The organism is Streptomyces sp. ADI95-17 (assembly GCF_003846175.1).
GTDB lineage: Bacteria > Actinomycetota > Actinomycetes > Streptomycetales > Streptomycetaceae > Streptomyces > Streptomyces sanglieri.
The window spans coordinates 78,627-100,027 of the sequence record NZ_ML123044.1 but is presented as its reverse complement, the minus strand read 5'-3'; the positions used below and the strand labels follow the sequence as shown (position 1 = coordinate 100,027).

20 protein-coding genes are annotated in these 21,401 nt (G+C 71.9%); 8 read left to right on the top strand and 12 right to left on the bottom strand.

The window, feature by feature from the left end; all coding sequences use genetic code 11:
• Positions 1-96: 96 nt before the first annotated feature.
• From EES42_RS00405 to EES42_RS00395, 3 genes are all read left to right on the top strand, one after another.
• Positions 97-1,710 (top strand): ABC transporter permease, encoded by a 1,614-nt coding sequence (locus EES42_RS00405; RefSeq protein ID WP_124716115.1) that lies wholly within the window; start codon positions 97-99, stop codon positions 1,708-1,710.
• A gap of 2 nt (positions 1,711-1,712) precedes the next feature.
• Positions 1,713-2,738, top strand: coding sequence for an ABC transporter ATP-binding protein (locus tag EES42_RS00400; protein WP_124716114.1), 1,026 nt, complete (start codon positions 1,713-1,715; stop codon positions 2,736-2,738).
• A gap of 201 nt (positions 2,739-2,939) precedes the next feature.
• Positions 2,940-3,392 (top strand): SRPBCC family protein, encoded by a 453-nt coding sequence (locus EES42_RS00395; protein ID WP_124716113.1) that lies wholly within the window; start codon positions 2,940-2,942, stop codon positions 3,390-3,392.
• Between the two features lie 7 nt (positions 3,393-3,399).
• Here EES42_RS00395 and EES42_RS00390 read toward each other — a convergent pair whose 3' ends face one another.
• From EES42_RS00390 to EES42_RS00370, 5 genes are all read right to left on the bottom strand, one after another.
• Entirely contained in the window at positions 3,400-4,524 is a 1,125-nt protein-coding gene (locus tag EES42_RS00390) for an LOG family protein (RefSeq protein WP_124716112.1), read from the bottom strand.
• 54 nt (positions 4,525-4,578) lie between these two features.
• Complete coding sequence (locus EES42_RS00385) at positions 4,579-5,763, bottom strand: hypothetical protein (protein WP_124716111.1); 1,185 nt, start codon at positions 5,761-5,763, stop codon at positions 4,579-4,581.
• Complete coding sequence (locus EES42_RS00380; RefSeq protein ID WP_124716110.1) at positions 5,745-6,482, bottom strand: ABC transporter ATP-binding protein; 738 nt, start codon at positions 6,480-6,482, stop codon at positions 5,745-5,747. The genes EES42_RS00385 and EES42_RS00380 overlap by 19 nt, the downstream gene beginning before the upstream one ends.
• Before the next feature lie 278 nt (positions 6,483-6,760).
• Positions 6,761-8,140, bottom strand: coding sequence for an aspartate aminotransferase family protein (locus EES42_RS00375; RefSeq protein ID WP_072487209.1), 1,380 nt, complete (start codon positions 8,138-8,140; stop codon positions 6,761-6,763).
• Entirely contained in the window at positions 8,125-8,616 is a 492-nt protein-coding gene (locus tag EES42_RS00370; RefSeq protein WP_176729251.1) for an Lrp/AsnC family transcriptional regulator, read from the bottom strand. The genes EES42_RS00375 and EES42_RS00370 overlap by 16 nt, the downstream gene beginning before the upstream one ends.
• A 178-nt stretch (positions 8,617-8,794) precedes the next feature.
• On the opposite strand from EES42_RS00370, the gene EES42_RS00365 reads away from it, so the two are divergent.
• The 3 genes from EES42_RS00365 to EES42_RS00355 all read left to right on the top strand — a co-directional run bounded on the left by EES42_RS00365 (position 8,795) and on the right by EES42_RS00355 (position 12,224).
• On the top strand, positions 8,795-10,234 hold the full coding sequence (locus tag EES42_RS00365) for a gamma-aminobutyraldehyde dehydrogenase (protein ID WP_124716109.1): 1,440 nt from the start codon (positions 8,795-8,797) through the stop codon (positions 10,232-10,234).
• A gap of 227 nt (positions 10,235-10,461) precedes the next feature.
• On the top strand, positions 10,462-11,625 hold the full coding sequence (locus EES42_RS00360) for an ABC transporter substrate-binding protein (RefSeq protein ID WP_124717321.1): 1,164 nt from the start codon (positions 10,462-10,464) through the stop codon (positions 11,623-11,625).
• A gap of 53 nt (positions 11,626-11,678) precedes the next feature.
• Positions 11,679-12,224: a hypothetical protein gene (locus tag EES42_RS00355; protein WP_206433327.1), complete on the top strand. Its 546-nt coding sequence runs from the start codon at positions 11,679-11,681 to the stop codon at positions 12,222-12,224.
• A 1-nt stretch (position 12,225) separates the two neighbouring features.
• On the opposite strand, the gene EES42_RS00350 is transcribed toward EES42_RS00355, so the two are convergent.
• From EES42_RS00350 to EES42_RS00325, 6 genes are all read right to left on the bottom strand, one after another.
• Positions 12,226-13,425 carry a serine hydrolase domain-containing protein gene (locus EES42_RS00350; RefSeq protein WP_124716108.1) on the bottom strand — a complete coding sequence of 400 codons (1,200 nt, stop codon included), beginning with the start codon at positions 13,423-13,425 and terminating at the stop codon, positions 12,226-12,228.
• Positions 13,426-13,460: 35 nt separating this feature from the next.
• The gene (locus EES42_RS00345; RefSeq protein WP_124716107.1) at positions 13,461-14,264 is read right to left on the bottom strand and encodes a response regulator transcription factor; all 804 of its coding nucleotides are present in this window, start codon (positions 14,262-14,264) and stop codon (positions 13,461-13,463) included.
• Positions 14,261-15,373, bottom strand: a complete 1,113-nt coding sequence (locus EES42_RS00340) for a sensor histidine kinase (protein WP_241196273.1) — start codon at positions 15,371-15,373, stop codon at positions 14,261-14,263. The genes EES42_RS00345 and EES42_RS00340 overlap by 4 nt, the downstream gene beginning before the upstream one ends.
• Before the next feature lie 112 nt (positions 15,374-15,485).
• Positions 15,486-16,286 carry an SAM-dependent methyltransferase gene (locus tag EES42_RS00335; protein WP_124716105.1) on the bottom strand — a complete coding sequence of 267 codons (801 nt, stop codon included), beginning with the start codon at positions 16,284-16,286 and terminating at the stop codon, positions 15,486-15,488.
• 66 nt (positions 16,287-16,352) lie between these two features.
• Positions 16,353-17,057 carry a glycerophosphodiester phosphodiesterase gene (locus tag EES42_RS00330; RefSeq protein WP_124716104.1) on the bottom strand — a complete coding sequence of 235 codons (705 nt, stop codon included), beginning with the start codon at positions 17,055-17,057 and terminating at the stop codon, positions 16,353-16,355.
• Between the two features lie 21 nt (positions 17,058-17,078).
• A complete protein-coding gene (locus EES42_RS00325) occupies positions 17,079-18,113 on the bottom strand; it encodes an adenosine deaminase (RefSeq protein ID WP_124716103.1) in 1,035 nt (344 codons plus the stop codon).
• Between the two features lie 133 nt (positions 18,114-18,246).
• On the opposite strand from EES42_RS00325, the gene EES42_RS00320 reads away from it, so the two are divergent.
• The gene (locus EES42_RS00320; RefSeq protein ID WP_124716102.1) at positions 18,247-18,978 is read left to right on the top strand and encodes a DUF4190 domain-containing protein; all 732 of its coding nucleotides are present in this window, start codon (positions 18,247-18,249) and stop codon (positions 18,976-18,978) included.
• A 115-nt stretch (positions 18,979-19,093) separates the two neighbouring features.
• On the opposite strand, the gene EES42_RS00315 is transcribed toward EES42_RS00320, so the two are convergent.
• Positions 19,094-19,642: an NADAR family protein gene (locus EES42_RS00315; protein WP_206433326.1), complete on the bottom strand. Its 549-nt coding sequence runs from the start codon at positions 19,640-19,642 to the stop codon at positions 19,094-19,096.
• 206 nt (positions 19,643-19,848) lie between these two features.
• On the opposite strand from EES42_RS00315, the gene EES42_RS00310 reads away from it, so the two are divergent.
• On the top strand, positions 19,849-21,363 hold the full coding sequence (locus EES42_RS00310) for a gamma-aminobutyraldehyde dehydrogenase (protein WP_124716101.1): 1,515 nt from the start codon (positions 19,849-19,851) through the stop codon (positions 21,361-21,363).
• Positions 21,364-21,401 lie beyond the last annotated feature (38 nt).

Genomic DNA, 21,401 nt, shown 5'->3' with positions numbered 1-21,401 from the left:
GAAGCGGGCGGGACGGGCGGACCGGGAAAGCGCACACGCGGGCCGGGGACGGCTCGCGCGAAGGCCCGGCGCGGGAGCGCGGTGCGGCTCGGCCTGATGGCCGTGCCCGTGGCGTTCTTCGCGCTGTTCTTCGCCTATCCGGTCGCCGCGATCGTCGGCCGCGGCCTGAAGGCGGACGGCGTCTGGCAGTTCGGCCGGATCGGCGAGGTGCTGGCCCGGCCGGACATCCGCGAGGTCCTCTGGTTCACCACCTGGCAGGCGCTCGCCTCGACCGCGCTGACCCTGCTGATCGCGCTGCCCGGGGCGTATGTCTTCGCCCGCTTCGACTTCCCCGGCAAGCAATTGCTGCGGGCGGTCGTCACGGTGCCGTTCGTCCTGCCGACCGTGGTCGTCGGGACGGCCTTCCTGGCGCTGCTGGGGCGCGGCGGATTCCTCGACGAACTCTGGGGCGTACGGCTCGACACCACGGTCTGGGCGATCCTGCTCGCCCATGTCTTCTTCAACTACGCGGTGGTCGTTCGGACGGTCGGCGGCCTGTGGTCCCAGCTCGACCCCCGGCAGGAGGAGGCCGCCAGGGTGCTCGGCGCGGGACGGTTCGCCGCCTGGCGGCGGGTCACCCTGCCGGCCCTGGCACCCGCGGTGGCCGCCGCCGCGCTGATGGTCTTCCTCTTCACCTTCACCTCCTTCGGGGTCGTACAGATCCTCGGCGGTCCCGGTTACGCCACCCTCGAAGTGGAGATCTACCGGCAGACCGCGCAGCTGCTCGCCCTGCCGACGGCCGCCGTGCTGACGCTGGTGCAGTTCGCCGCGGTCGGCGCGATCCTCGCCGTGCACGCGTGGACCGTACGGCGCAGGGAGACCGCGCTGAAGCTGGTCGATCCCGCGCAGACCGCCCGCAGGCCGCGCGGCGCCGGGCAGTGGGCGCTGCTCTGCGGGGTGCTGCTGACCGTGCTGCTGCTGATCCTGCTGCCGCTCGGGGTGCTGGTCGAGCGCTCCGTGGACACCACCGGCGGCCACGGCCTCGACTTCTACCGTGCGCTGGGGTCCGTGGACGCGGGCGGCGGCACGTTCCTGGTCGCGCCGCTCGAAGCGATCTGGAACTCCGTGCAGTACGCGCTGGTCGCGACGGTCATCGCGCTGGTCGTCGGCGGGCTCGCCGCCGCGGCGCTGACCCGGCGCGCCGGACGGCTGGTGCGCGGCTTCGACGCGCTGCTGATGCTGCCGCTCGGGGTGTCCGCGGTCACCGTCGGCTTCGGTTTCCTGATCACCCTGGACAAGCCGCCGCTGGACCTGCGGACCTCCTGGATCCTGGTGCCGCTCGCCCAGGCACTGGTCGGCGTGCCGTTCGTCGTACGGACCATGCTGCCGGTCCTGCGCGCGGTGGACGGCCGGCTGAGGGAGGCGGCCGCGGTGCTCGGCGCCTCGCCGCTGCGGGCCTGGCGGGAGGTCGATCTGCCGCTGGTGCGGCGGGCGTTGCTGGTCGCGGCCGGTTTCGCGTTCGCCGTCTCGCTCGGTGAGTTCGGTGCGACGGTGTTCATCGCCCGGCCCGACCGCCCGACGCTGCCGGTCGCCGTGGCCCGGCTGCTGGGGCGGGCCGGGGAGCTCAACTACGGCCAGGCGATGGCCCTGAGCACCATCCTGATGGTGGTCTGCGCCGTCTCGCTGCTGCTGCTCGAACGTATCCGCACGGACCGGTCCGGGGAGTTCTAGAAATGCTGACACTGGAATCGGCCACGGTTCGCTTCGGCGAGCGGGCGGCGCTCGACGCGGTGGACCTGAAGGTCGCCGAGCACGAGATCGTGTGCGTGCTCGGGCCGAGCGGAAGCGGCAAGTCCACCCTGCTGCGGGTGGTCGCCGGACTGCACCCGCCGGACGACGGCCGGGTGCTGCTGGACGGCGCGGACCAGGCCGGCGTACCGGTGCACCGGCGCGGTCTCGGTCTGATGTTCCAGGACCACCAGCTCTTCCCGCACCGCGATGTCGGCGCCAACGTGGCCTTCGGGCTGCGGATACGCGGGGTGTCGCGCCGCGACCAGGAGCGCAGGGTCGGCGAACTCCTCGACCTGGTGGGCCTGCCCGGCGCCGAACGCCGCGCCGTCGCCGCCCTGTCCGGCGGTGAGCAGCAGCGCGTCGCCCTCGCGCGGGCCCTCGCCCCGAGCCCCAAGCTGCTGATGCTGGACGAGCCGCTCGGCCAGCTCGACCGCGGTCTGCGCGAGCGGCTCGTCGTCGAACTGCGCACGCTCTTCGGCCGCTTGGGTACCACGGTGCTGGCCGTCACCCACGACCAGGGAGAGGCGTTCGCGCTGGCCGACCGGGTGGTGGTGATGCGGGACGGTCGGATCGCCCAGGTGGGCACCCCGCTGGAGGTCTGGCAGCGGCCCGCCTCCGCCTTCGTCGCCCGGTTCCTCGGCTTCGACAACGTGGTCGGGGCGACGGTGAGCGGCACCGTCGCCGACACGGTGTGGGGCAAGGTGCCGGTGCCCGGGGGCTCGCCGCAGGGGGCGTGCGATCTGCTGGTGCGCCCTGCCGGGGTCCGGATCGGCGCCCCGGACCAGGGGCTGCGCTGTGTGGTCGGGACGCGCACGTTCCGGGGCAATCACGTCGCCGTGCGGCTGGTGCCGGACGGCGGTCCGGAGCTGGAGGCGGAGTGCGCGCTGCGGGACGCGCCCGAGGAGGGTGCGACGGTCGGGGCCGGCTTCGACGCGGCCGAGACCGTGGTCCTGCCCGCCCGCCCCTGACCCGCCCGGCCCCGACCGCCCTCCCCGGGCGAGCGGCCCGGGGGCGGCGCCCACCGGTCGCGGGAGCGGCCCATCGGCCGGAGGATTGCCGGATGCCCCGGAGTGCGGCGCCGGCCGCCCCCGGGGGAGCCCCTGGAACGTCCTCGCGGACGGCCCCGGGGCCGTGCAGCGGATCCGGAAGACTCCGGGAAGGACAGGGACATGACCGAGTCAGCACGCGAGGGCATCGACATCACCCGCATCCTCGACGCCCCGCCGGAAAAGGTCTTCGCGGCCTGGACGACGCCCGAGCACTTCGCGGCCTGGTACGGCGGCGACGCCGAGGTGCCGCTCGACCGGGTGTCGATGGACGTCAGGCCGGGCGGAGCCTGGAGCCTGGTCATCGTGGTGCCGGGCACCGAGATGCCGTTCCACGGGGTCTACCGGGAGGTGGTGGCCCCGGAGAAGCTGGTGTTCACCCTGAAGGACGCCTCCGCGCCCGCCGACATCGAGGGCGAGACCGTCACCGCCACCTTCACCGAGCGCCGGGGCGGGACCACCGAGCTGGTCTTCCAGCAGCGCGGCGGCAACCTCACGGCCGAGCAGTACGCGGCCGCCGAGGACGGCTGGGAGGCCTTCTTCGACGCGCTCGTGGCCCGGCTCGCGTCCTTCTGAGCCCGGCCTACGGCCTCGCCGACAGCCGGGCCAGCGCCCCGGGGGCCTCGTCCACCGTGTCCACGAGCGCGATCCGGGGCTCCATCGCCCGGCCCGCGGCGAGCGCGCGCAACAGCGGCCAGGCGGGCAGGGCGCGCGTCCAGTGGGCGCGGCCGACCAGCACCATCGGGGTCGGATCGCCGAGCGAGCCGTAGTAGTTCGGCGTCGCGTTGTCGAAGATCTCCTGTACGGTGCCGGCCGCGCCGGGCAGGAAGATCACGCCCGCCGTGGAGCGGCTGAGCAGTCCGTCCTCGCGCAGCGCGTTGGCGAAGTACTTGGCGATGCGGTCCGCGAAGGGGTTCGGCGGCTCGTGCCCGTAGAACCAGGTGGGGATCGAGACGGAACCGCCGCCACCCGGCCAGCGCCGGCGCACGTCGAAGGCGGCCAGCGCCCAGTCGGTGACCGACGGGGTGAACGAGGGGGCCACGGCCAGCAGTGCGCAGGCCTCGTCCAGCACGGGATCGGGATGCGGCGCCGCGTACGCCCCGAGGTTCGCCGCCTCCATCGCGCCCGGCCCGCCACCGGTGGCCACCATCAGACCGTCCCGGGCCAGGGTCCGTCCCAGCCGGGCCGCGGCCGCGTACGGGGCGCTGCCGCGGGCCGTCGCGTGGCCGCCCATCACCCCGACCACGGCGGCGCCGGTGAGGTACTCGTCCAGCGCGTCGGAGACCGCGTCGTCGTGCAGCGCCCGGAGCATCGAGGCGAAGGTGTCGCCGTTCGCCCGGGTCTGCTGGAACCAGCGGTACGCGCGGGCGTCGGGCGTCGCCGGGTATCCGCAGCCCGCCAGCCCCTCGTAGAGCGCGTCGGGGGTGTAGAGCAGGCCACGGTACGGATCGAAGGGGAGCCCGGGCACCGGCGGGAAGACGAACGCGCCGTCGGCCCGCACCTTCGCCGCCGCCTCCGGCTCCATCCGGCAGCCGAGGAAGACGGCGCCGGCCGTGTCGGCGGCCAGTAGCGCGGCGCCGCGGTCCGTCAGGTCGACGGACTGCACCCGGTGCCCGGCCAGCGACCCCGAGGCGACCGCCGCGTCGAATGCGGCGAGCGAGTCGATCTCGGGGCCGGGCGGGGGACTGGTTTCGTCCGGATTGTCCACGCTGTCATGCTACGTAGCCGCCGGGTGCGGGCGCCCGGCCCGGGGCGCGCGTCCTCAGACCGTCAGCGGCAGTGCGGCCAGCTCCGAGATCAGCCAGGTCAGCGGGGCGAAGACGATCAGCAGTGCGGCGGCGCGCAGGGCCGTCGCGGCCCGCAGTGCCGATACCGGGGCGCCGAGCCGCAGCAGGGCCTGCGCCGTCTGCTCGCGGGCCTGCCTGGCCTCCAGCGCCGAGGTCAGCAGCGTCGCCGTCGTGCAGCCGAGCACGAGGACCGCGCCCAGCACCGTCAGCGGGCCGAGCGGGCGGGGCGCAGTCCCGTACAGCGCGTAGGCGGCCGCCGCCGCGGCCAGTACCGCGCAGACCACCCCGAGCGGGCGGCCGATCCGCCGCGACTCGTCCATCAGCACCCGGCCGGCCAGCAGCCGTACGGCGCCGGGGCGCGCCGCCTGGAGCAGCCGCCCGCACAGATGGGCCAGCCCCGGGCCCGCCACGGCCAGCCCGGCGGCGGTCAGCGCCCATCCCGCCAGCACCCCGGCCGGGGTGGCGTCGAGCCTGCCGGGCAGCGGGAGCAGGCTGCGGCCGTCGCCCCGGCTCATGTACGCCTCGATGGCGAGGCCCGCCGCGGTCAGCGCCACACCCCACGGCAGCCCCGTGGGCGGCGCCGTGGGACCGGGCGCCTCCGGCTCCGTCAGGACCTCCGAGGAGGCGTCGTCCGGGGCCGCCGTCGAGACCGGCTCGGCGCGCAGCGCGAACGCGCTCCCCGCCGCCGCGGCCAGCGGCACCAGGGCCAGCAGCACCAGCGCGGCGGGTAGCGGCAGCGGGGCCTCGGCGTCGAGCAGCCCGGCCGCCGCGCCGTCGAACGGCAGCCCGGACAGGTCACCGCGCAGATGCAGGTAGAACAGCAGCGCCACCATCGACCCGAGGGTGCAGGAGACGGCGGTGGAGACCGCGGCGAGCACCGCGAGCCGGACCGGCCCGAGGCCCACGGCGGACAGTCCGGAGCGCGGCCGGGTGCTCGGGTCGGTGCGCGCGACCGCGACCGCGAACTGGACGGTGGCGGCGAACGGCACGAGGCACCACAGGAGGCGCAGCACGGCCCCGGCGGAGTGCGCCGGATGCCCCGAGGCGTAACCGAGGGCGCACAGCAGCAGGAAGCCGACGCCGGCGGAGGCGGCGGCGACCAGCAGCCGCCGCAGCAGGACCAGCGGATGGGAACCCCGGGCTAGACGGAGAGCGAGCACGCCGCGCGGCCCTCCGTATCGGACACGGCGGGCAGGGCGACGGTGGCGACGCGGCGGCCGTCCAGCAGCGGGACCGTGCGGTCGGCGAGGGCGGCGATCTCCGCGTCGTGGGTGGCGAGCACGATCGTGATGCCGTGCGAACGGGCCGCGCTGGTGAGGGTGCGCAGCACATGCGTCCGGTCGCTGCGGTGCAGGGTCGCGGTCGGCTCGTCGGCGAAGATCACCGTGGGGGTGGCCGCCAGGGCGCGGGCCACGGCGATCCGCTGGCGCTGACCCTGGAGCAGGGTGTGCGGTCGCTGCCTGGCGCAGGTGCCGATGTCGAGCCGCTCCAGCCACTCCAGGGCGGTCTTCTTCGCCTCCCGGTGCGAGGCGCCGCGCAGCAGCAGCGGAAGGGCGGTGTTCTCCCAGGTGTTCAGCTCGGGCACCAGCTGGGGTTCGGGTGCGATCCAGCCGAACCGGTCGCGGCGCAGCCGTTCGCGCAGCCGGGGGCCCATGGTGTGGACGGGGACGCTGTTGAACCACACCTCGCCCTGCTCGGGCACCAGCTGGCCGGACAGGCAGTGCAGCAGGGTGGTCTTGCCGCAGCCCCGGGGGCCGGTCACGGCAAGGATCTCGCCGTCGCGGACGCCCAGGGAGACGCCGCCGAGCGCGGGTGAGCCGTTGTGGGAATGGTGCAGGGAACGCGCCCAGATCACGTCGTTGTCCGGCGGGGCCACCATGGCGTACACCTCGGTTCAGATCGTAATTCCCGTCCCCCGTACGGGGGAACGAAGGCGGGGCCGATCGGTCACTCGGCACCGTAGGGATTCGAACCGCGGTGAGCGCACAGCACACGGCCCGGATGCGCCCCTTCCCACTCGAATGGGCGCATCCGGGCCGTGTGGACCGTATGAGGATGACGGCTGGAAGCCGGTCAAGTAGTGGTCAAGCAGTGGTCAAGCGACGGAGCCGTCCGACCGGCGGCCGGTCCGTGGCGGGCCGCCGGTCGAGGTGCCGGTCAGAGCTTGGTCCACGCCTCCGTGAGGACGGTGCGCAGGATGCCCTCGATCTCGTCGAACGTCGACTGGTCGGAGACCAGCGGCGGCGCGAGCTGGACGACCGGGTCGCCGCGGTCGTCGGCCCGGCAGTAGAGGCCGTTGTCGTACAGCGCCTTGGAGAGGAAGCCGTACAGGACGCGCTCGGTCTCCTCGTCGGTGAAGGTCTCCTTGGTGGCCTTGTCCTTCACCAGCTCGATGCCGTAGAAGAAGCCGTTGCCGCGGACGTCGCCGACGATCGGCAGGTCGAGCAGCTTCTGCAGCGTCGTGAAGAAGGCGTTCTCGTTGTCCAGGACGTGCTGGTTGAGGCCCTCGCGCTCGAAGATGTCGAGGTTGGCGAGGCCGACCGCCGCGGAGACCGGGTGGCCACCGAAGGTGTAGCCGTGCAGGAAGGTGTTGTCACCCTCGTAGAACGGCGCGGCGATGCGGTCCGAGACGATGCAGGCACCGATCGGGGAGTAGCCCGAGGTCATGCCCTTGGCGCAGGTGATCATGTCCGGCACGTAGCCGAACTTGTCGCAGGCGAACATCGTGCCGAGACGGCCGAAGGCGCAGATGACCTCGTCGGAGACGAGCAGCACGTCGTACTTGTCGCAGATCTCGCGCACGCGCTGGAAGTAGCCGGGCGGCGGCGGGAAGCAGCCACCGGCGTTCTGCACCGGCTCCAGGAAGACCGCGGCGACGGTCTCCGGGCCCTCGAAGAGGATCTCCTGCTCGATCTGGTCGGCGGCCCAGCGGCCGAAGGCCTCGGGGTCGTCGCCGTGGATCGGGGCGCGGTAGATGTTGGTGTTCGGCACCTTGTGCGCGCCGGGGACCAGCGGCTCGAAGGGGGCCTTCAGGGCCGGCAGGCCGGTGATGGACAGGGCGCCCTGCGGGGTGCCGTGGTAGGCGACCGCACGCGAGATGACCTTGTACTTGGTCGGCTTGCCCTGGAGCTTGAAGTACTGCTTGGCCAGCTTCCAGGCGGTCTCGACGGCCTCGCCGCCACCGGTGGTGAAGAAGACCTTGTTGAGGTCGCCCGGCGCGTAGTCGGCGAGACGCTCGGCCAGCTCGACGGCCTTCGGGTGGGCGTAGGACCACACCGGGAAGAAGCCCAGCTCCTGGCCCTGCTTGTACGCCGCCTCGGCGAGCTCGTGACGGCCGTGACCGGCGTTGACCACGAACAGGCCGGACAGGCCGTCCAGGTAACGCTTGCCCTGGTCGTCGAAGATGTAGGTGCCCTCGCCACGCACGATGGTGGGAACGGGCGCGTTCTCGTAGTCCGACATGCGGGTGAAGTGCATCCACAGGTGGTCGTACGCGGTTCGGCTGAGGTCCTTGCTCACGGCTATCGGGTTCCCCACATATAGGTCTGCTTCTTGAGCTTCAGGTACACGAAGCTCTCGGTGGAGCGCACGCCGGGGAGGGCCCGGATGCGTTTGTTGATCGTTTCCAGCAGGTGGTCGTCGTCCTCGCAGACGATCTCCACCATCAGGTCGAAGGAGCCCGCGGTCATCACCACGTACTCGCACTCGGCCATGGCCGACAGCGCCTCGGCGACGGGGTCGAGGTCGCCCTCGACGTTGATGCCCACCATCGCCTGCCGCCGGAACCCCACGGTGAGGGGATCGGTGACGGCGACGATCTGCATCACGCCCTGATCGAGCAGCTTCTGGACGCGCTGTCGCACGGCCGCCTCGGAGAGGCCGACGGCCTTGCCGATCGCGGCGTACGGACGGCGTCCGTCCTCCTGGAGCTGCTCGATGATTGCGAGGGAGACGGCATCGACCGCTGGTGACGATCCGTTCCCGGTCCTGGAGTCTGCGCTGCGACTGGCCACGCATCCACTGTGCACCGGGACTCGTCTGTCTGGCAACCCCAGATCGATGAAATTCGTTGTTTGAGGGTGCAGATCTAACTGAATCCGAAGTTCACGGCAGTTGGGCATGTCGAAAGCGACACCCGAGCGACTACCCTGGGCATCTCACCCATTGGACGTGTCGACAGGAGGGGTGGTTGTGACCACCGAGGTGCGCCGTCTGCGCAACTACATCAACGGAGAATTCCGGGACGCCGCTGACGGGCGGACCATCGATGTGATCAACCCGGTCACGGAAGAGGTCTACGCGACCTCGCCGCTCTCCGGGCAGGCCGATGTCGATGCCGCGATGGACGCCGCCGCGGCCGCGTTCCCCGCCTGGCGCGACGCCACGCCCGCCGAGCGCCAGAAGGCCCTGCTGAAGATCGCGGACGCCTTCGAGGAGCGCGCCGAGGACCTCATCGCCGCCGAGTCGGAGAACACGGGCAAGCCGCTCGAACTGACCCGTACCGAAGAGGTCCCGCCGATGGTGGACCAGATCCGCTTCTTCGCGGGTGCGGCACGGCTGCTCGAAGGCCGCTCGGCCGGCGAGTACATGGAGGGTCTGACCTCCATCATCCGGCGTGAGCCGGTCGGCGTCTGCGCGCAGGTCGCGCCGTGGAACTACCCGATGATGATGGCCGTCTGGAAGTTCGCCCCGGCGCTCGCCGCGGGCAACACCGTCGTCATCAAGCCGTCCGACACCACCCCGGCGTCGACCGTGCTGATCGCCGAGATCATCGGCCAGATCCTGCCCAAGGGCGTCTTCAACGTCATCTGCGGCGACCGGGACACCGGCCGCGCGATGGTCGAGCACCCGACCCCGGCGATGGCCTCCATCACCGGCTCGGTACGGGCCGGCATGCAGGTCGCCGAGTCCGCCTCCAAGGACGTCAAGCGGGTCCACCTGGAGCTCGGCGGCAAGGCCCCGGTCGTCGTGTTCGAGGACACCGACATCGCCAAGGCCGTCGAGGGAATCTCCGTCGCGGGCTACTTCAACGCCGGCCAGGACTGCACGGCCGCGACCCGCGTCCTGGTCCACGAGTCCATCCACGACGAGTTCGTCACCGCGCTCGCCAAGGCCGCTGCCGACACCAAGACGGGGCAGCCGGACGACGAGGACGTGCTCTACGGCCCGCTCAACAACGCCAACCAGCTCAAGCAGGTCAGCGGCTTCATCGAGCGGCTCCCCGCCCACGCCAAGGTCGAGGCGGGCGGCCACCGGGTCGGCGACAAGGGCTACTTCTACGCCCCGACCGTCGTCTCCGGCCTCAAGCAGGACGACGAGATCATCCAGAACGAGGTCTTCGGCCCGGTCATCACCGTCCAGAAGTTCACCGACGAGGCCCAGGCCGTGGAGTACGCCAACGGCGTCGAGTACGCCCTGGCCTCCTCGGTGTGGACCAAGGACCACTCCCGCGCCATGCGGATGTCCAAGAACCTCGACTTCGGCTGCGTGTGGATCAACACCCACATCCCGCTGGTCGCCGAGATGCCGCACGGCGGCTTCAAGAAGTCCGGCTACGGCAAGGACCTCTCCGCCTACGGCTTCGAGGACTACACCCGCATCAAGCACGTCATGACCTCGCTCGACGGCTGATACCCCGTCAGCAGGCAGATCACGGCCCCGGGCTCCCCGCCCGGGGCCGTGACCGTTCCCGGGCATCGGCCCGTTCCCGGGCATCGGCCCGTTCCCGGGTGCCGGCCCGTTCCCCGGGTATCGACAGGGTGTGCGGACGGAACGGGTGCCGCTGGACGGATGGTCCATTGCCCCCGCCGCCGGCCGACCGGCATCCTGCGCAGGTGCGAGCAACCCCGAAGAACCCCATGTCCCGCCGGTCCCTGCTGCGCGCCTTCGGAGCCACGGCGGCCGGTGTCACGCTGGCCGGCTGTGGAGTGCCCGCCGCCTATGTGGAGCCCGGTGACCGCGCCGGGCGCGACAGCTCGGCGAGCGACCACGCCCTGCACTTCGCGAACTGGCCCCTCTACATCGACACCGACGACGAGGACGAGTCGAAGCGGCCCACCCTCGATGCGTTCGCCAGGCGGACCGGGATCTCCGTCACGTACACCGAGGAGATCAACGACAACGACGAGTTCTTCGGGAAGATCAGTCCGGCGCTGATGAACCACCAGGAGACCGGCCGGGACCTGATCGTCATCAGCGACTGGATGTCCGCCCGGTTCGTACGGCTGGGCTGGGTGCAGGAGATGGACCGGGCCAAGCAGCCGAACGTCGCCAAGTACCTGGATCCGCAGCTGCGCTCGCCCGCCTTCGACAAGGGCCGGCTGCACAGCGTCCCCTGGCAGTCCGGGATCACCGGCATCGCCTACAACCGCAAGAAGCTCGGCCGCGAGATCAAGCACCTGAGCGATCTGTGGGCGGACGACCTGCGCGGCAAGGTGACGCTGATGTCCGGGCTCGACGAGTCCATGGCCCTGCTGATGCAGGGCAACGGCGTCGACGTCACCCGCTGGCAGCGGGACGACTTCTACCGGGTGTGCGACCAGGTCGAGAAGCTGGTGAAGAAGCGGCACATCCGCCGCTTCACCGGCAACGACTACATCAAGGACCTGTCGACCGGCGATGTGCTCGCCTGCCAGGCCTACTCCGGCGACGTCATCCAGCTCCAGGCCGACAACCCGGAGATCGAGTTCGTGGTCCCCGAGGAGGGGGCCGAGCTCTGGGCGGAATCACTGATGATCCCCAACCTCGCGCGCCACAAGCGCAACGCCGAGAGGCTCATCGACTACTACTACGAGCCGGAGGTCGCCGCCGAGCTGGCGACCTGGGTCAACTACGTCTGTCCCGTTCCGGCCGCCCGCGAGGTGCTGGCCTCGTCCAAGGACAAGGAGACCGCCGCACTCGCCGAGGACCCGCTGATCTTCCCCGACGACGCGATGCGCAAGCGGCTCGCGATCGCCCGCGACATCACGTCCGAGGAACGCACCGACTTCGCGAAGAAGTGGAACGCCATCGTCGGGTTGTGAGCCGTACCAGGGGCGGCGTAAAAGGCCGGTAAACCCGGGCGTACGCTGCGGACATGAGCGAGCGAAGAGCCCTGCTGAGGCGCATACGCGTGTGGTTGGTCGTCTTTATCGTCTGTCTGGTGCTGAGTGGGCTGACCGCCTTCCCGCTAGTCCACGAACTCCACTGGGCCGAGGACCTGCTGAGGTCCTCGGCCTCTCCCGTTCCGGAGCACTTCCCGGCTCTGATGGAGTGGATCACCAGGGTCCGCACCGGACTCGACGAGGCCGACGCGAAGTACCCCTTCGTGCTGTACGGCACCGACTGGCTGGCCTTCGCCCATCTCGTCATCGCGGTCGCCTTCTACGGCCCCTACCGCGACCCGGTCCGCAACATCTGGGTCATCGAATTCGGCATGATCGCCTGCGCCGGGATCATCCCGCTCGCGCTGATCTGCGGGCCCGTCCGCGCCATCCCCTTCTGGTGGTCCGTCATCGACATGTCGTTCGGGGTATTCGGGGTGATCCCGCTGCTCGTGGTGCGCCGCATGATCAAGCGGCTGGAGGCGCTGGAGCGGACACCGCTGCCGGAGCCCGCCGCGACGACCGCGCAGGCTCTCTGAGTCATCCGGCCGACGGGGCGCCGAAGGCGGCCACGACTATGTCCAACGCCGTGGGGTTCATGCCTTCCCCCTTCGCGTCCGTCGAGTTGACGCTGTAGACGAGGGTCCGGGAGAGATCACGGGTGGCCGCGACGGCCGTGTTGTAGCCCCAGCGGCCACCCGTCTTTCCCCAGACCTCGCGTCCGCCCAGCCGCATCACCGAGAGACCCGCGCTGTACGCGGCGGGCTTGCCCGTGCCGTACTCACGCACCGAGGCGTCGGGCAGCGTGAACATCTCCTGGAGCAGCGGACCGCGCACCACCCGCCCGCCGAACAGCGCCCGGGTGAAACGCTCCAGGTCGGCGGTGGTCGAGATCAGGTCTCCCGCAGCCCAGGCGTCCGTCGCCCCCCACACCGTCACATCGCGCAGCTCGCCCGTGCCGAAGAGCTGGTAGCCGTGGTTGTGGGGGCCGCGGATCGCCGGGTCGGTGCCGGGGAAGTACGTGTCCTTGAGGTGCAGGGGCTCCAGGACGCGTCGGGAGACCTGCGAGGCGTACGTGTCACCCGTGACCCGCTCGATCAGCAGGCCCGCCACGGTGTAGCCGATGTTGGCGTAGTGCTGCTGGGTGCCGGGCACGAAGTCCGGCTCCCGGGAGGTGGCTTCGCGCACGGTCCGCACCGGGTCGCGCAGGTCGAAGCGGTGTGCGTACGCGTCGTCCAGGCCGCCGCCGGAGCCGACGGACGGGATGCCGCTCGTGTGGTTCAGCAACTGGCGCACCGTGACGTCCTCGTACGCCGCCGGGATCAGATCCGGCAGGTAGCGCCGGACCGGGCGGTCCAGGCCGAGCCTGCCCTCCCCGGCCAGTTGCAGCACGACGGCCGCCGTGAAGACCTTGGTCACCGAGCCGGCCCGGAAGCGGCCGTCCGGGTCTGCCGGCCGGCCGGAGGCCAGGTCGTGGACGCCGGAGGCGCCCCGCCAGTCGCCCCCGGAGCCCGAGACCCGCACCAGCGCGGCCGTGACGTCGTCCTTCGGGAGCCCCTGGACCGCGGTGCGTAGGGCCTCGACGTCCGGGGCCTGCCCGGTGGCTTCCTGCTGGGCCCCATGGCCCGCGGTCGCCGGGGCACCGGTACCGGCCGCCGCCAGGGCCGGTGAGGCGGGGCCGGCGGCGAGGCCGAGGACGAGCGCGGCTGCGAGGGCGGTGCCGGACATGCGGACGTTCATGACGGGTGCCTCCTGGGCGTGGAATCCTCAACTGCTCACGAACTCCATCCTGTTGACCGGCCCGCCCGGGCGGATCCCCCGCCCGGGGGTTTGCCGGAGGGAGATTGGCTCCCCCGCGCGGGGGAGCCGGACGCCGGACCTCCCTCCGGAGGGGGAGCCGCGGCCGGAGAAGGGGCCGCGGCCGGAGAGGGAGTCACGACACCGCACTCGTACGCGCAGATCACCGCCTGGATCCGGTCGCGCAGCCCCAGCTTGGACAGCACATTGCCGACATGGGTCTTCACCGTGTGCTCGCTGACGACCAGCGCCGCCGCGATCTCCGCGTTCGACAGCCCGCGGGCCAGGTGCAGCAGCGTCTCGCGCTCCCGGGCGGTCAGTACGTCCAGGCGCGCCGACGGTGCCACGGCCGCGGCCGGCGGGCGCGAGGTGTACTCGGCGATCAGCCGGCGCGCCACCGAAGGAGCCAGCAACGAGTCCCCGGCGGCCACCACCCGTACCGCGTGCACCAGGTCGTCGCGGCGGACGTCCTTGAGCAGGAAGCCGCTCGCGCCCGCGTGCAGCGCCTCGTAGACGTACTCGTCGGAGTCGAAGGTGGTCAGCATGACCGTCCGGCAGCCGGTCCCGGCGCCGATGGCGCGGCAGGCCTCGATGCCGTCCGTGCCGGGCATCCGGATGTCGAGCAGCGCCACGTCGGGGGCCAGTCGCCGTACCGCCTCGACCGCGGCCCGGCCGTCGCCCGCCTCGGCCACCACCTCGATGTCCGGCTGCGCGTCCAGGATCATCGCGAAGCCGCTGCGTACCAGCTCCTGGTCGTCGGCCACCACCACACGGATCGTCAACTTCCCACCTCTGTTCCCTGCTCAGTATCCGTCTCCGGCCGGGCCCGCGGGATCGTCACCCGGACCCGGAACCCCCGGCCGCCCGGACCGGCGCCGGTCCCGGCCGTGCCGCCGTGCGCGGCGGCACGCTCCCGGATGCCGATCAGCCCCAGCCCCGAGCCGCCCCCGGGTCCCCGTCCGTCGTCGGTGACGGTGAGCGTCAGCGCCTCGGGGCCGTGCTCCAGCCGGACGCCCACCGTGCTCGCGTCCGCGTGCCTGACCACGTTCGTCAGCGCTTCCTGCACGATCCGGTAGACGGTCGCCTCGACCGCCGGGCCCGGCGAGCCGGGGCTGCCCGTGACCTCGTACGAGACCGCCGGACCGCTGCCGCGCACCCGCTCCACCAGGCCCGGCAGTCCGGCCAGCGAGGGCTGGGGTTCCCGCGGCGCGTGGGGCGCGCCCTCGTTCTCGCGCAGCACCCCGAGCATCCGGCGCAGCTGCGCCATCGCGTCCCGGCCCGCCTCGGAGATCGCGTCGAAGGCAGCCTCGGCACGCTCCGGCGCCGTGCGGACCGCCACCGGTCCCGCCTCCGCCTGCACGATCATCAGGCTCACCGCATGGGACAGGATGTCGTGCATCTCCCGGGCGATCCGGGCCCGTTCGCGGGCCGCCGCCTGTTCGGCCTCGATCCGGTGCGTCCGCTCCAGCTGACGGGCCCGGTCCTCCACCGCGCGCAGATAGGCCCTGCGCGTCACCGTGAACCGGCCGAAGGCGTAGGCCGCCGCGAACACGAACAGGGAGAAGAACAGCTCCCGCATGTCTTCGCCGTCGAGTCCGACCGAGACCAGCACCGCCGCCACCGTGAGCGCCGCGACCCCGATCCGCTTCGGCGGCGAGGAGAGCTCCGCCACCGTGCAGAACGCCACGAGACCGGTGTACGGGAGCGGCTGTCCCGGCCCGTCGACGGCGAACGTGTACACGGCGCCGGCGGTCAGCACCGCGATGAGGACCGCGACCGGCGCCCGGCGGCGGGCCACCAGCGGCAGCACCGTCAGCGTGGTCAGCCCGTACGACGTCCACGTCGCCTCCGGCAGTTCCGGGGCGCGCGGGACGACGAACGGCATGGTCATCGCGGCCTGGACCAGCAGGGCGACGAGCAGGTCCACGCCGAGGGGGCCGATCCCCGGGGCGAGTCCCGGCACTCTCGCGGTGATGTCCCGTATGCGCATCGGACCGGCGCCCTCAGGGCTTCCGCGCCACTGCGCCGAACTGCGCGACCCGCACCGCGCCGGGCTCGCCGCGCCAGTGCGCGCACGACACGATGCCCGGGTCCACCGGATCGAGCCCGGTCAGGAACGCGGCGAACTCGGCTCGGGTGCGGGCGGTGATCGGCGGGGTGGCGTTCTCGTTCCAGAACCGCATCGCCGCCTCGTTGCCCTCGCCGCCCAGCTCCAGCGTGGGATGGGTGAGCACCACATGGCTGCCGGAGGGCAGCGCGTCCATCAGCGTGCGCACGATCCGCCGGGCCTCGTCGGTGTCGAGTACGAAGTTCAGGATGCCCAGAAGCATGACCGCGACCGGCCGCTCCAGGTCGAGCGTGGACGCGGACGCCCGCAGGATCCGCTCCGGATCGCGGGCGTCCGCGTCGACGTACTCGGTCGTGCCCGGCTGCGATCCGGCCAGCAGCGTCCGGGCGAGCGCCAGTACCGCCGGATCGTTGTCGACGTACACGACGCGGCAGCCGGGCGCGGTGCGCCGGGCGACCTCGTGGGTGTTGCCGGCGCTCGGCAGGCCGGTGCCGATGTCCAGGAACTGCCGGATCCCCGCCTCACCCGCCAGATACCGGACCGCCCGCCCCAGGAACGCCCGGTCGGCGCGGGCCACTTCGCCGATGCTCGGGTACATGGCGGTGACCCGGTCGCCGACCGCCCGGTCCACGGGGTGGTTGTCCGTGCCGCCCAGCCAGTGGTTCCAGACCCGCGCGTTGTGTGCGACGTCGGTACGTACGCCCTCGGGGGCGGGGGTGGTGCGGGGATCGGTCATGTCGCTGCTCCTCCTGCGCCGGGCCCGCATCACGGACGACGGGGCGGGCCCATGATGCCGGACCGGTCAACGGTGGCCGTGCGCCGGGGAGTTGGCGATGACGTCGTGCAGGACGTCGACCCGGTTGGTGGTGATCGAGTCGACGCCGTGCCGGACCAGGCGGCGCATGGTCCGCCTGGTGTCGGCCGTCCAGGCGGAGACCAGCAGCCCGTCGCGGTGCAGCCGGTCCGTCAGTTCCGGGTCCACCAGACCGAACCGGTAGTTCAGCCAGCGCGGCCGCACCGCGTCGAGCAGCGCGGCGCGCGGCGGCGCGAGAGTCGTCCAGGTCATGGCGATCTCGGCCTCGGGGTCGGCGGCCCGTACCCGGAGCATCGCCCCGGGACCGGCGCAGTAGTACGCCCGCTCGCCGGCCCCGCACTCGCGCACCACCCCGACGATCCTCGGCACGGAACCGTCGGTGGAGTCCGGCAGATCGACCATCACACGGTGGGCCCCGGCGGCGAGCAGCGCCTCGCGCAGGGTGGGGACACCGCCCCGGGTCAGTTCGGTGAGCTCCGCGTGGGTCAGCCGGTCCAGCCGCACCTCATGACCCCACAGCCGCTTCAGCGTGGCGTCGTGCAGCAGGACCGGCACACCGTCGCGGGTGAGCCGCACATCGATCTCGACCGCGTCCGCCCCTCGTCCGAGCGCGGAGCGGATCGAGGGCAGGGTGTTCTCGCGGACACGGTAGGGATCGCCGCGGTGGGCCACGGCGGTGACTGAGGTGACCATGGGGTCATTGTGACCACAGGGTCACCGGGCGGTGCGCTCCAGCCAGTTCGTCGTGTACGTGTCGATCTCGGCGGCCAGCGTCCGCTTGCCGGCGGCGTCGAGGTACGACGCCTCGACGGCGTTCTTCGCCAGCGAAGCGAGACCCCGCTCGTCCAGGGCGAGGAGGCGGGCGGCCACCGCGTACTCGTTGTTGAGGTCGGTGCCGAACATCGGCGGGTCGTCGCTGTTGATGGTGACCAGGACGCCGGCGTCCACCATCTCCCTGACCGGGTGCTGCTCGATGTCCGCCACGGCCCGGGTCGCGATGTTCGAGGTCGGGCAGACCTCCAGCGGGATGCGGTGCTCGGCGAGGTGGGCGAGCAGCTTCGGGTCCTGGACGGAGCTGGTGCCGTGACCGATGCGCTCGGCGCGCAGGTGGGTCAGCGCGTCCCAGACGGTCTGCGGCCCGGTGGTCTCCCCGGCATGCGGCACGGAGTGCAGGCCCGCGGCGATCGCCCGGTCGAAGTAGGGCTTGAACTGCGGGCGCTCCACCCCGATCTCCGGACCGCCGAGACCGAACGAGACGAGCCCCTCGGGCCGCAGGTCCACGGCGAGCCGGGCGGTCTCCTCGGCCGCTTCGAGCCCGGCCTCACCGGGGATGTCGAAGCACCAGCGCAGCACGACACCCAGCTCGGCCTCGGCGGCCTTGCGGGCGTCCTCTATGGCCTCCATGAACGCCTGCTCGGGGATGCCGCGCCGGGTCGAGGAGAACGGGGTCACCGTCAGCTCCGCGTAACGGATGTTCTGCCGGGCCATGTCGCGGGCGACCTCGAAGGTCAGCAGGCGGACGTCCTCCGGGGTGCGGATCAGGTCCACGACGGAGAGGTACACCTCGATGAAGTGCCCGAAGTCCGTGAAGGTGAAGTAGTCGGCGAGCGCCTCCGGGTCGGTGGGGACCCTGGAGTCGGGGTGGTGCGCGGCCAGCTCGGCGACGATGCGGGGGGAGGCGGATCCGACATGGTGGACATGCAGTTCCGCCTTGGGCAGCCCCGCGATGAAGGGGTGCAGATCGGTCATCGGACTCTCCGGGGCGTGGGACGGTTCGGGTGCCGGGCACGGTCGGCCGGGCAGGGGACGGGGATCATCGTAGGCCGGGCCCACCGGTATACGGAGGGGCCGTAGCATGACGGGATCACGATGGGGGAGGCCCATGTCAGACAACACAGAGCAGCCAGAGGGCGGGGCCGCGCCGCGCGATCCGTGGGCTCCGCCGGACAGCAGGGTGCCGCTGGAGAAGCAGGCCGGCGATCCCCGCCCGCCCGCTGTGCACAGCCAGCCCACGGTCACCTCGATGCCGGGCGTCGGGGACGGCCCCGCACCGGCCGACGCACCGCCGCCGGGATTCGGTTCGCCGGCGCAGAACGGGCCTGTGCCCGGCACCGGATTCGGTCCCGGTCCCGGTGAGGTCCCGCCGCCACCGGTCGGGCCGAACGGACCGGGCCAGCCGGTCCCGCCGGTCGCGGGCCAGTACGGCTACCCGGCCGCGCCCCCCGCGCAGTACGGCGGCTACCCGGGGTACCCCGGCTACAACCAGGCCCCCTGGGGCGGTCCGCCGCCCTCCAACGGCATGGGCACCGCGGCCATGGTGCTGGGCATCCTGGCCATCTGCCTGTTCTGCGTCTACGGGATACCCAGCCTGGTCCTGGGCGTGCTGGCCCTGATCTTCGGCATCCTCGGCCGCAAGCGGGTGCAGCGCGGTGAGGCGACCAACGGCGGTCAGGCGCTCGCCGGGATCATCACGGGATCCATCGGCATCTTCTTCGGTGTGGCGATCATCAGCTTCTTCATCTGGCTGTTCGTCTCCCACGCCGAAGAATTCGAGGACAGCGGCTACAACGACGATCCGTACTCGACGTCCCTGGTCGTCGAGGTCACGCGTTAGGCCCTGAGCCCGCCGGACCGGCCCCGGCCGCTCCCGCGGTCCGTCCCGCTCCCGATGGCCCGGCCCCGCGCGGCCGGGCCATCGGTCCGCCGGGCCACCGGGCGCACCGGGCCCCTCATGACGCGCGCAGCTCCGCCCGCGCGTCCATCAGCGCGAACCCCAGCAGATTCAGCCCCCGCCAGCTCGCCGGATTCTCCGCCCGGGGGTCGTCCGCAGCCAGCCCGATGCCCCATATCCGGTCCATCGGGCTCGCCTCGACCAGCACCCGGTCCCCGGTGTTCAGCAGGAACTCCCGCAGCTCCGGGTCGCCGCCGAACTTGTGCACACTGCCGGCCACCACCAGTGCGTACCGCTCGCGCTGCCACACCGCGTCGTCGAAACCGCGGACCAGCCGGCCCACCTTCTTCGCCACCGCCGGGCTCTTCGCCGCCACCGCCGCGGCCTCCGACTCCGCGTCGCCGAACAGCCGCGCCTTGCCGGCCATCATCCAGTGCTCCGCCGACGCGTACGTCACACCGTCGACCGTGAAGCGCGTGGGCCACCACTGACTGAGGCAGCTCGCACCGATCCGGCCGTCGGGCCGGGGGCGGTGCCCCCAGAAGTGCAGGTACTTCACTTTCTCACCGCGCGCGGTCCGCGCCAGGAGATCGTCCATGTGTTCCATGACATGCGATTCTGGCATTCGCCACTGACACTACGTACGGGGATTTCCGCACCGACGCGACACATGGTCGACAGATTCCGTTGCGTAACCAAAAGGCAACAACGGAATCACTTGTTGGGGTCGACCCCCTCTGCCAGGATCGGCACTCAAATCGAGCAGAGGCTACGCCGTCCCCGCACTCCGGGTGCGCGGCGGAGGAGATCGTCATGGGCAACGGCATCCAGGTGCGGGACCGCTTCGCGGACGGCGCACAGTACATCGGCGGAAAGCTGCGGTCCGGAACATCGGGACGTCACCACGACGTGGTGAACCCGGCCACGGGCGAGACCGTCTACAGCTACGAGCTGGCGGGCACCGCCGACGTGGACGCCGCCGTGGCGGCCGCCCGCGAGGCGTTCCCCGGCTGGTCGGGCGCGACGCCCGCCGAGCGGGCCGAGTTGATGCACCGCTTCGCCGCCGTCCTCGCCGAGCAGGCCGACGACTTCGCATACGTGGAGTCCCTCCAGTGCGGCAAGCCGATCAAGCTCTCCACCGAGTTCGATGTGCCCGGCACCGTGGACAACACCTCCTTCTTCGCCGGGGCCGCCCGCCATCTGGAGGGCAAGTCGGCCGCCGAGTACGACGGCGACCACACCTCCTACGTACGCCGTGAGGCGATCGGCGTCGTCGGCTCCATCGCGCCCTGGAACTACCCGCTCCAGATGGCCGCCTGGAAGGTCCTCCCGGCCATCGCGGCGGGCAACACGATCGTGCTGAAGCCCGCCGAGATCACCCCGCTCACCTCGCTGATGTTCGCCCAGGCAGCCACCGAGGCGGGCATCCCGGACGGTGTGGTCAACATCGTCACCGGCGCCGGCAAGGACGCCGGTGAGCATCTCGTCGGCCACCCGGACGTCGTGATGACCTCCTTCACCGGCTCCACCGCCGTCGGCAAGCGGGTCGCGGAGATCGCCACCTCCACGGTCAAGCGCCTCCACCTCGAACTGGGCGGCAAGGCCCCCTTCGTGGTCTTCGACGACGCCGACCTCGAAGCCGCGGTCAACGGCGCGGTCGCCGGGGCGCTCATCAACACCGGCCAGGACTGCACCGCCGCCACCCGCGCCTACGTCCAGCGCCCGCTGTACGACGCCTTCGTGCAGGGCGTCGCGGAGCTGATGGAGACCGTCCGGCTCGGTGACCCCTTCGACCCGTCCACCGACCTCGGCCCGCTGATCAGCCACGCCCAGCGGGACCGGGTCGCCGGATTCGTCGAGCGGGCCCGCGCGTACGCCACCGTCGTCACCGGCGGCGAGGCCCCGGGCGGCGAACTGGCGGCCGGCGCCTACTACCGGCCTACGCTGGTCGCCGGAGCGGCCCAGGACAGCGAGATCGTCCAGTCGGAGATCTTCGGCCCGGTCCTGGTCGTGCTGCCCTTCGACAGCGACGACGAGGGCATCCGGCTCGCCAACGACACCCCGTACGGACTCGCCGCCTCCGCCTGGAGCCGGGACCTGTACCGCGCCAACCGCGCCACCCGCGAGATCAAGGCGGGCTGCGTCTGGGTCAACGACCACATCCCGATCATCAGCGAGATGCCGCACGGCGGATACAAGGCCAGCGGCTTCGGCAAGGACATGTCCTCGTACTCCTTCGAGGAGTACACGCAGGTCAAGCACGTCATGTACGACAACACCGCGGTCGCCCGCAAGGACTGGCACCGCACGATCTTCGGGGACCGATAACCCGGCCGACCCCGGCCACACACACCCGAAAGGGCAAC

Coding starts and splice junctions, on each gene's coding strand:
- EES42_RS00405 (WP_124716115.1), top strand. CDS start 97: ATGGCCGTGCCCGTGGCGTTCTTCGCGCTGTTCTTCGCCTATCCGGTC.
- EES42_RS00400 (WP_124716114.1), top strand. CDS start 1,713: ATGCTGACACTGGAATCGGCCACGGTTCGCTTCGGCGAGCGGGCGGCG.
- EES42_RS00395 (WP_124716113.1), top strand. CDS start 2,940: ATGACCGAGTCAGCACGCGAGGGCATCGACATCACCCGCATCCTCGAC.
- EES42_RS00380 (WP_124716110.1), bottom strand. CDS start 6,482: ATGGTGGCCCCGCCGGACAACGACGTGATCTGGGCGCGTTCCCTGCAC.
- EES42_RS00360 (WP_124717321.1), top strand. CDS start 10,462: ATGTCCCGCCGGTCCCTGCTGCGCGCCTTCGGAGCCACGGCGGCCGGT.
- EES42_RS00355 (WP_206433327.1), top strand. CDS start 11,679: ATGAGCGAGCGAAGAGCCCTGCTGAGGCGCATACGCGTGTGGTTGGTC.
- EES42_RS00350 (WP_124716108.1), bottom strand. CDS start 13,425: ATGAACGTCCGCATGTCCGGCACCGCCCTCGCAGCCGCGCTCGTCCTC.
- EES42_RS00340 (WP_241196273.1), bottom strand. CDS start 15,373: ATGACCATGCCGTTCGTCGTCCCGCGCGCCCCGGAACTGCCGGAGGCG.
- EES42_RS00335 (WP_124716105.1), bottom strand. CDS start 16,286: ATGACCGATCCCCGCACCACCCCCGCCCCCGAGGGCGTACGTACCGAC.
- EES42_RS00330 (WP_124716104.1), bottom strand. CDS start 17,057: ATGGTCACCTCAGTCACCGCCGTGGCCCACCGCGGCGATCCCTACCGT.
- EES42_RS00325 (WP_124716103.1), bottom strand. CDS start 18,113: ATGACCGATCTGCACCCCTTCATCGCGGGGCTGCCCAAGGCGGAACTG.
- EES42_RS00320 (WP_124716102.1), top strand. CDS start 18,247: ATGTCAGACAACACAGAGCAGCCAGAGGGCGGGGCCGCGCCGCGCGAT.
- EES42_RS00315 (WP_206433326.1), bottom strand. CDS start 19,642: ATGGAACACATGGACGATCTCCTGGCGCGGACCGCGCGCGGTGAGAAA.
- EES42_RS00310 (WP_124716101.1), top strand. CDS start 19,849: ATGGGCAACGGCATCCAGGTGCGGGACCGCTTCGCGGACGGCGCACAG.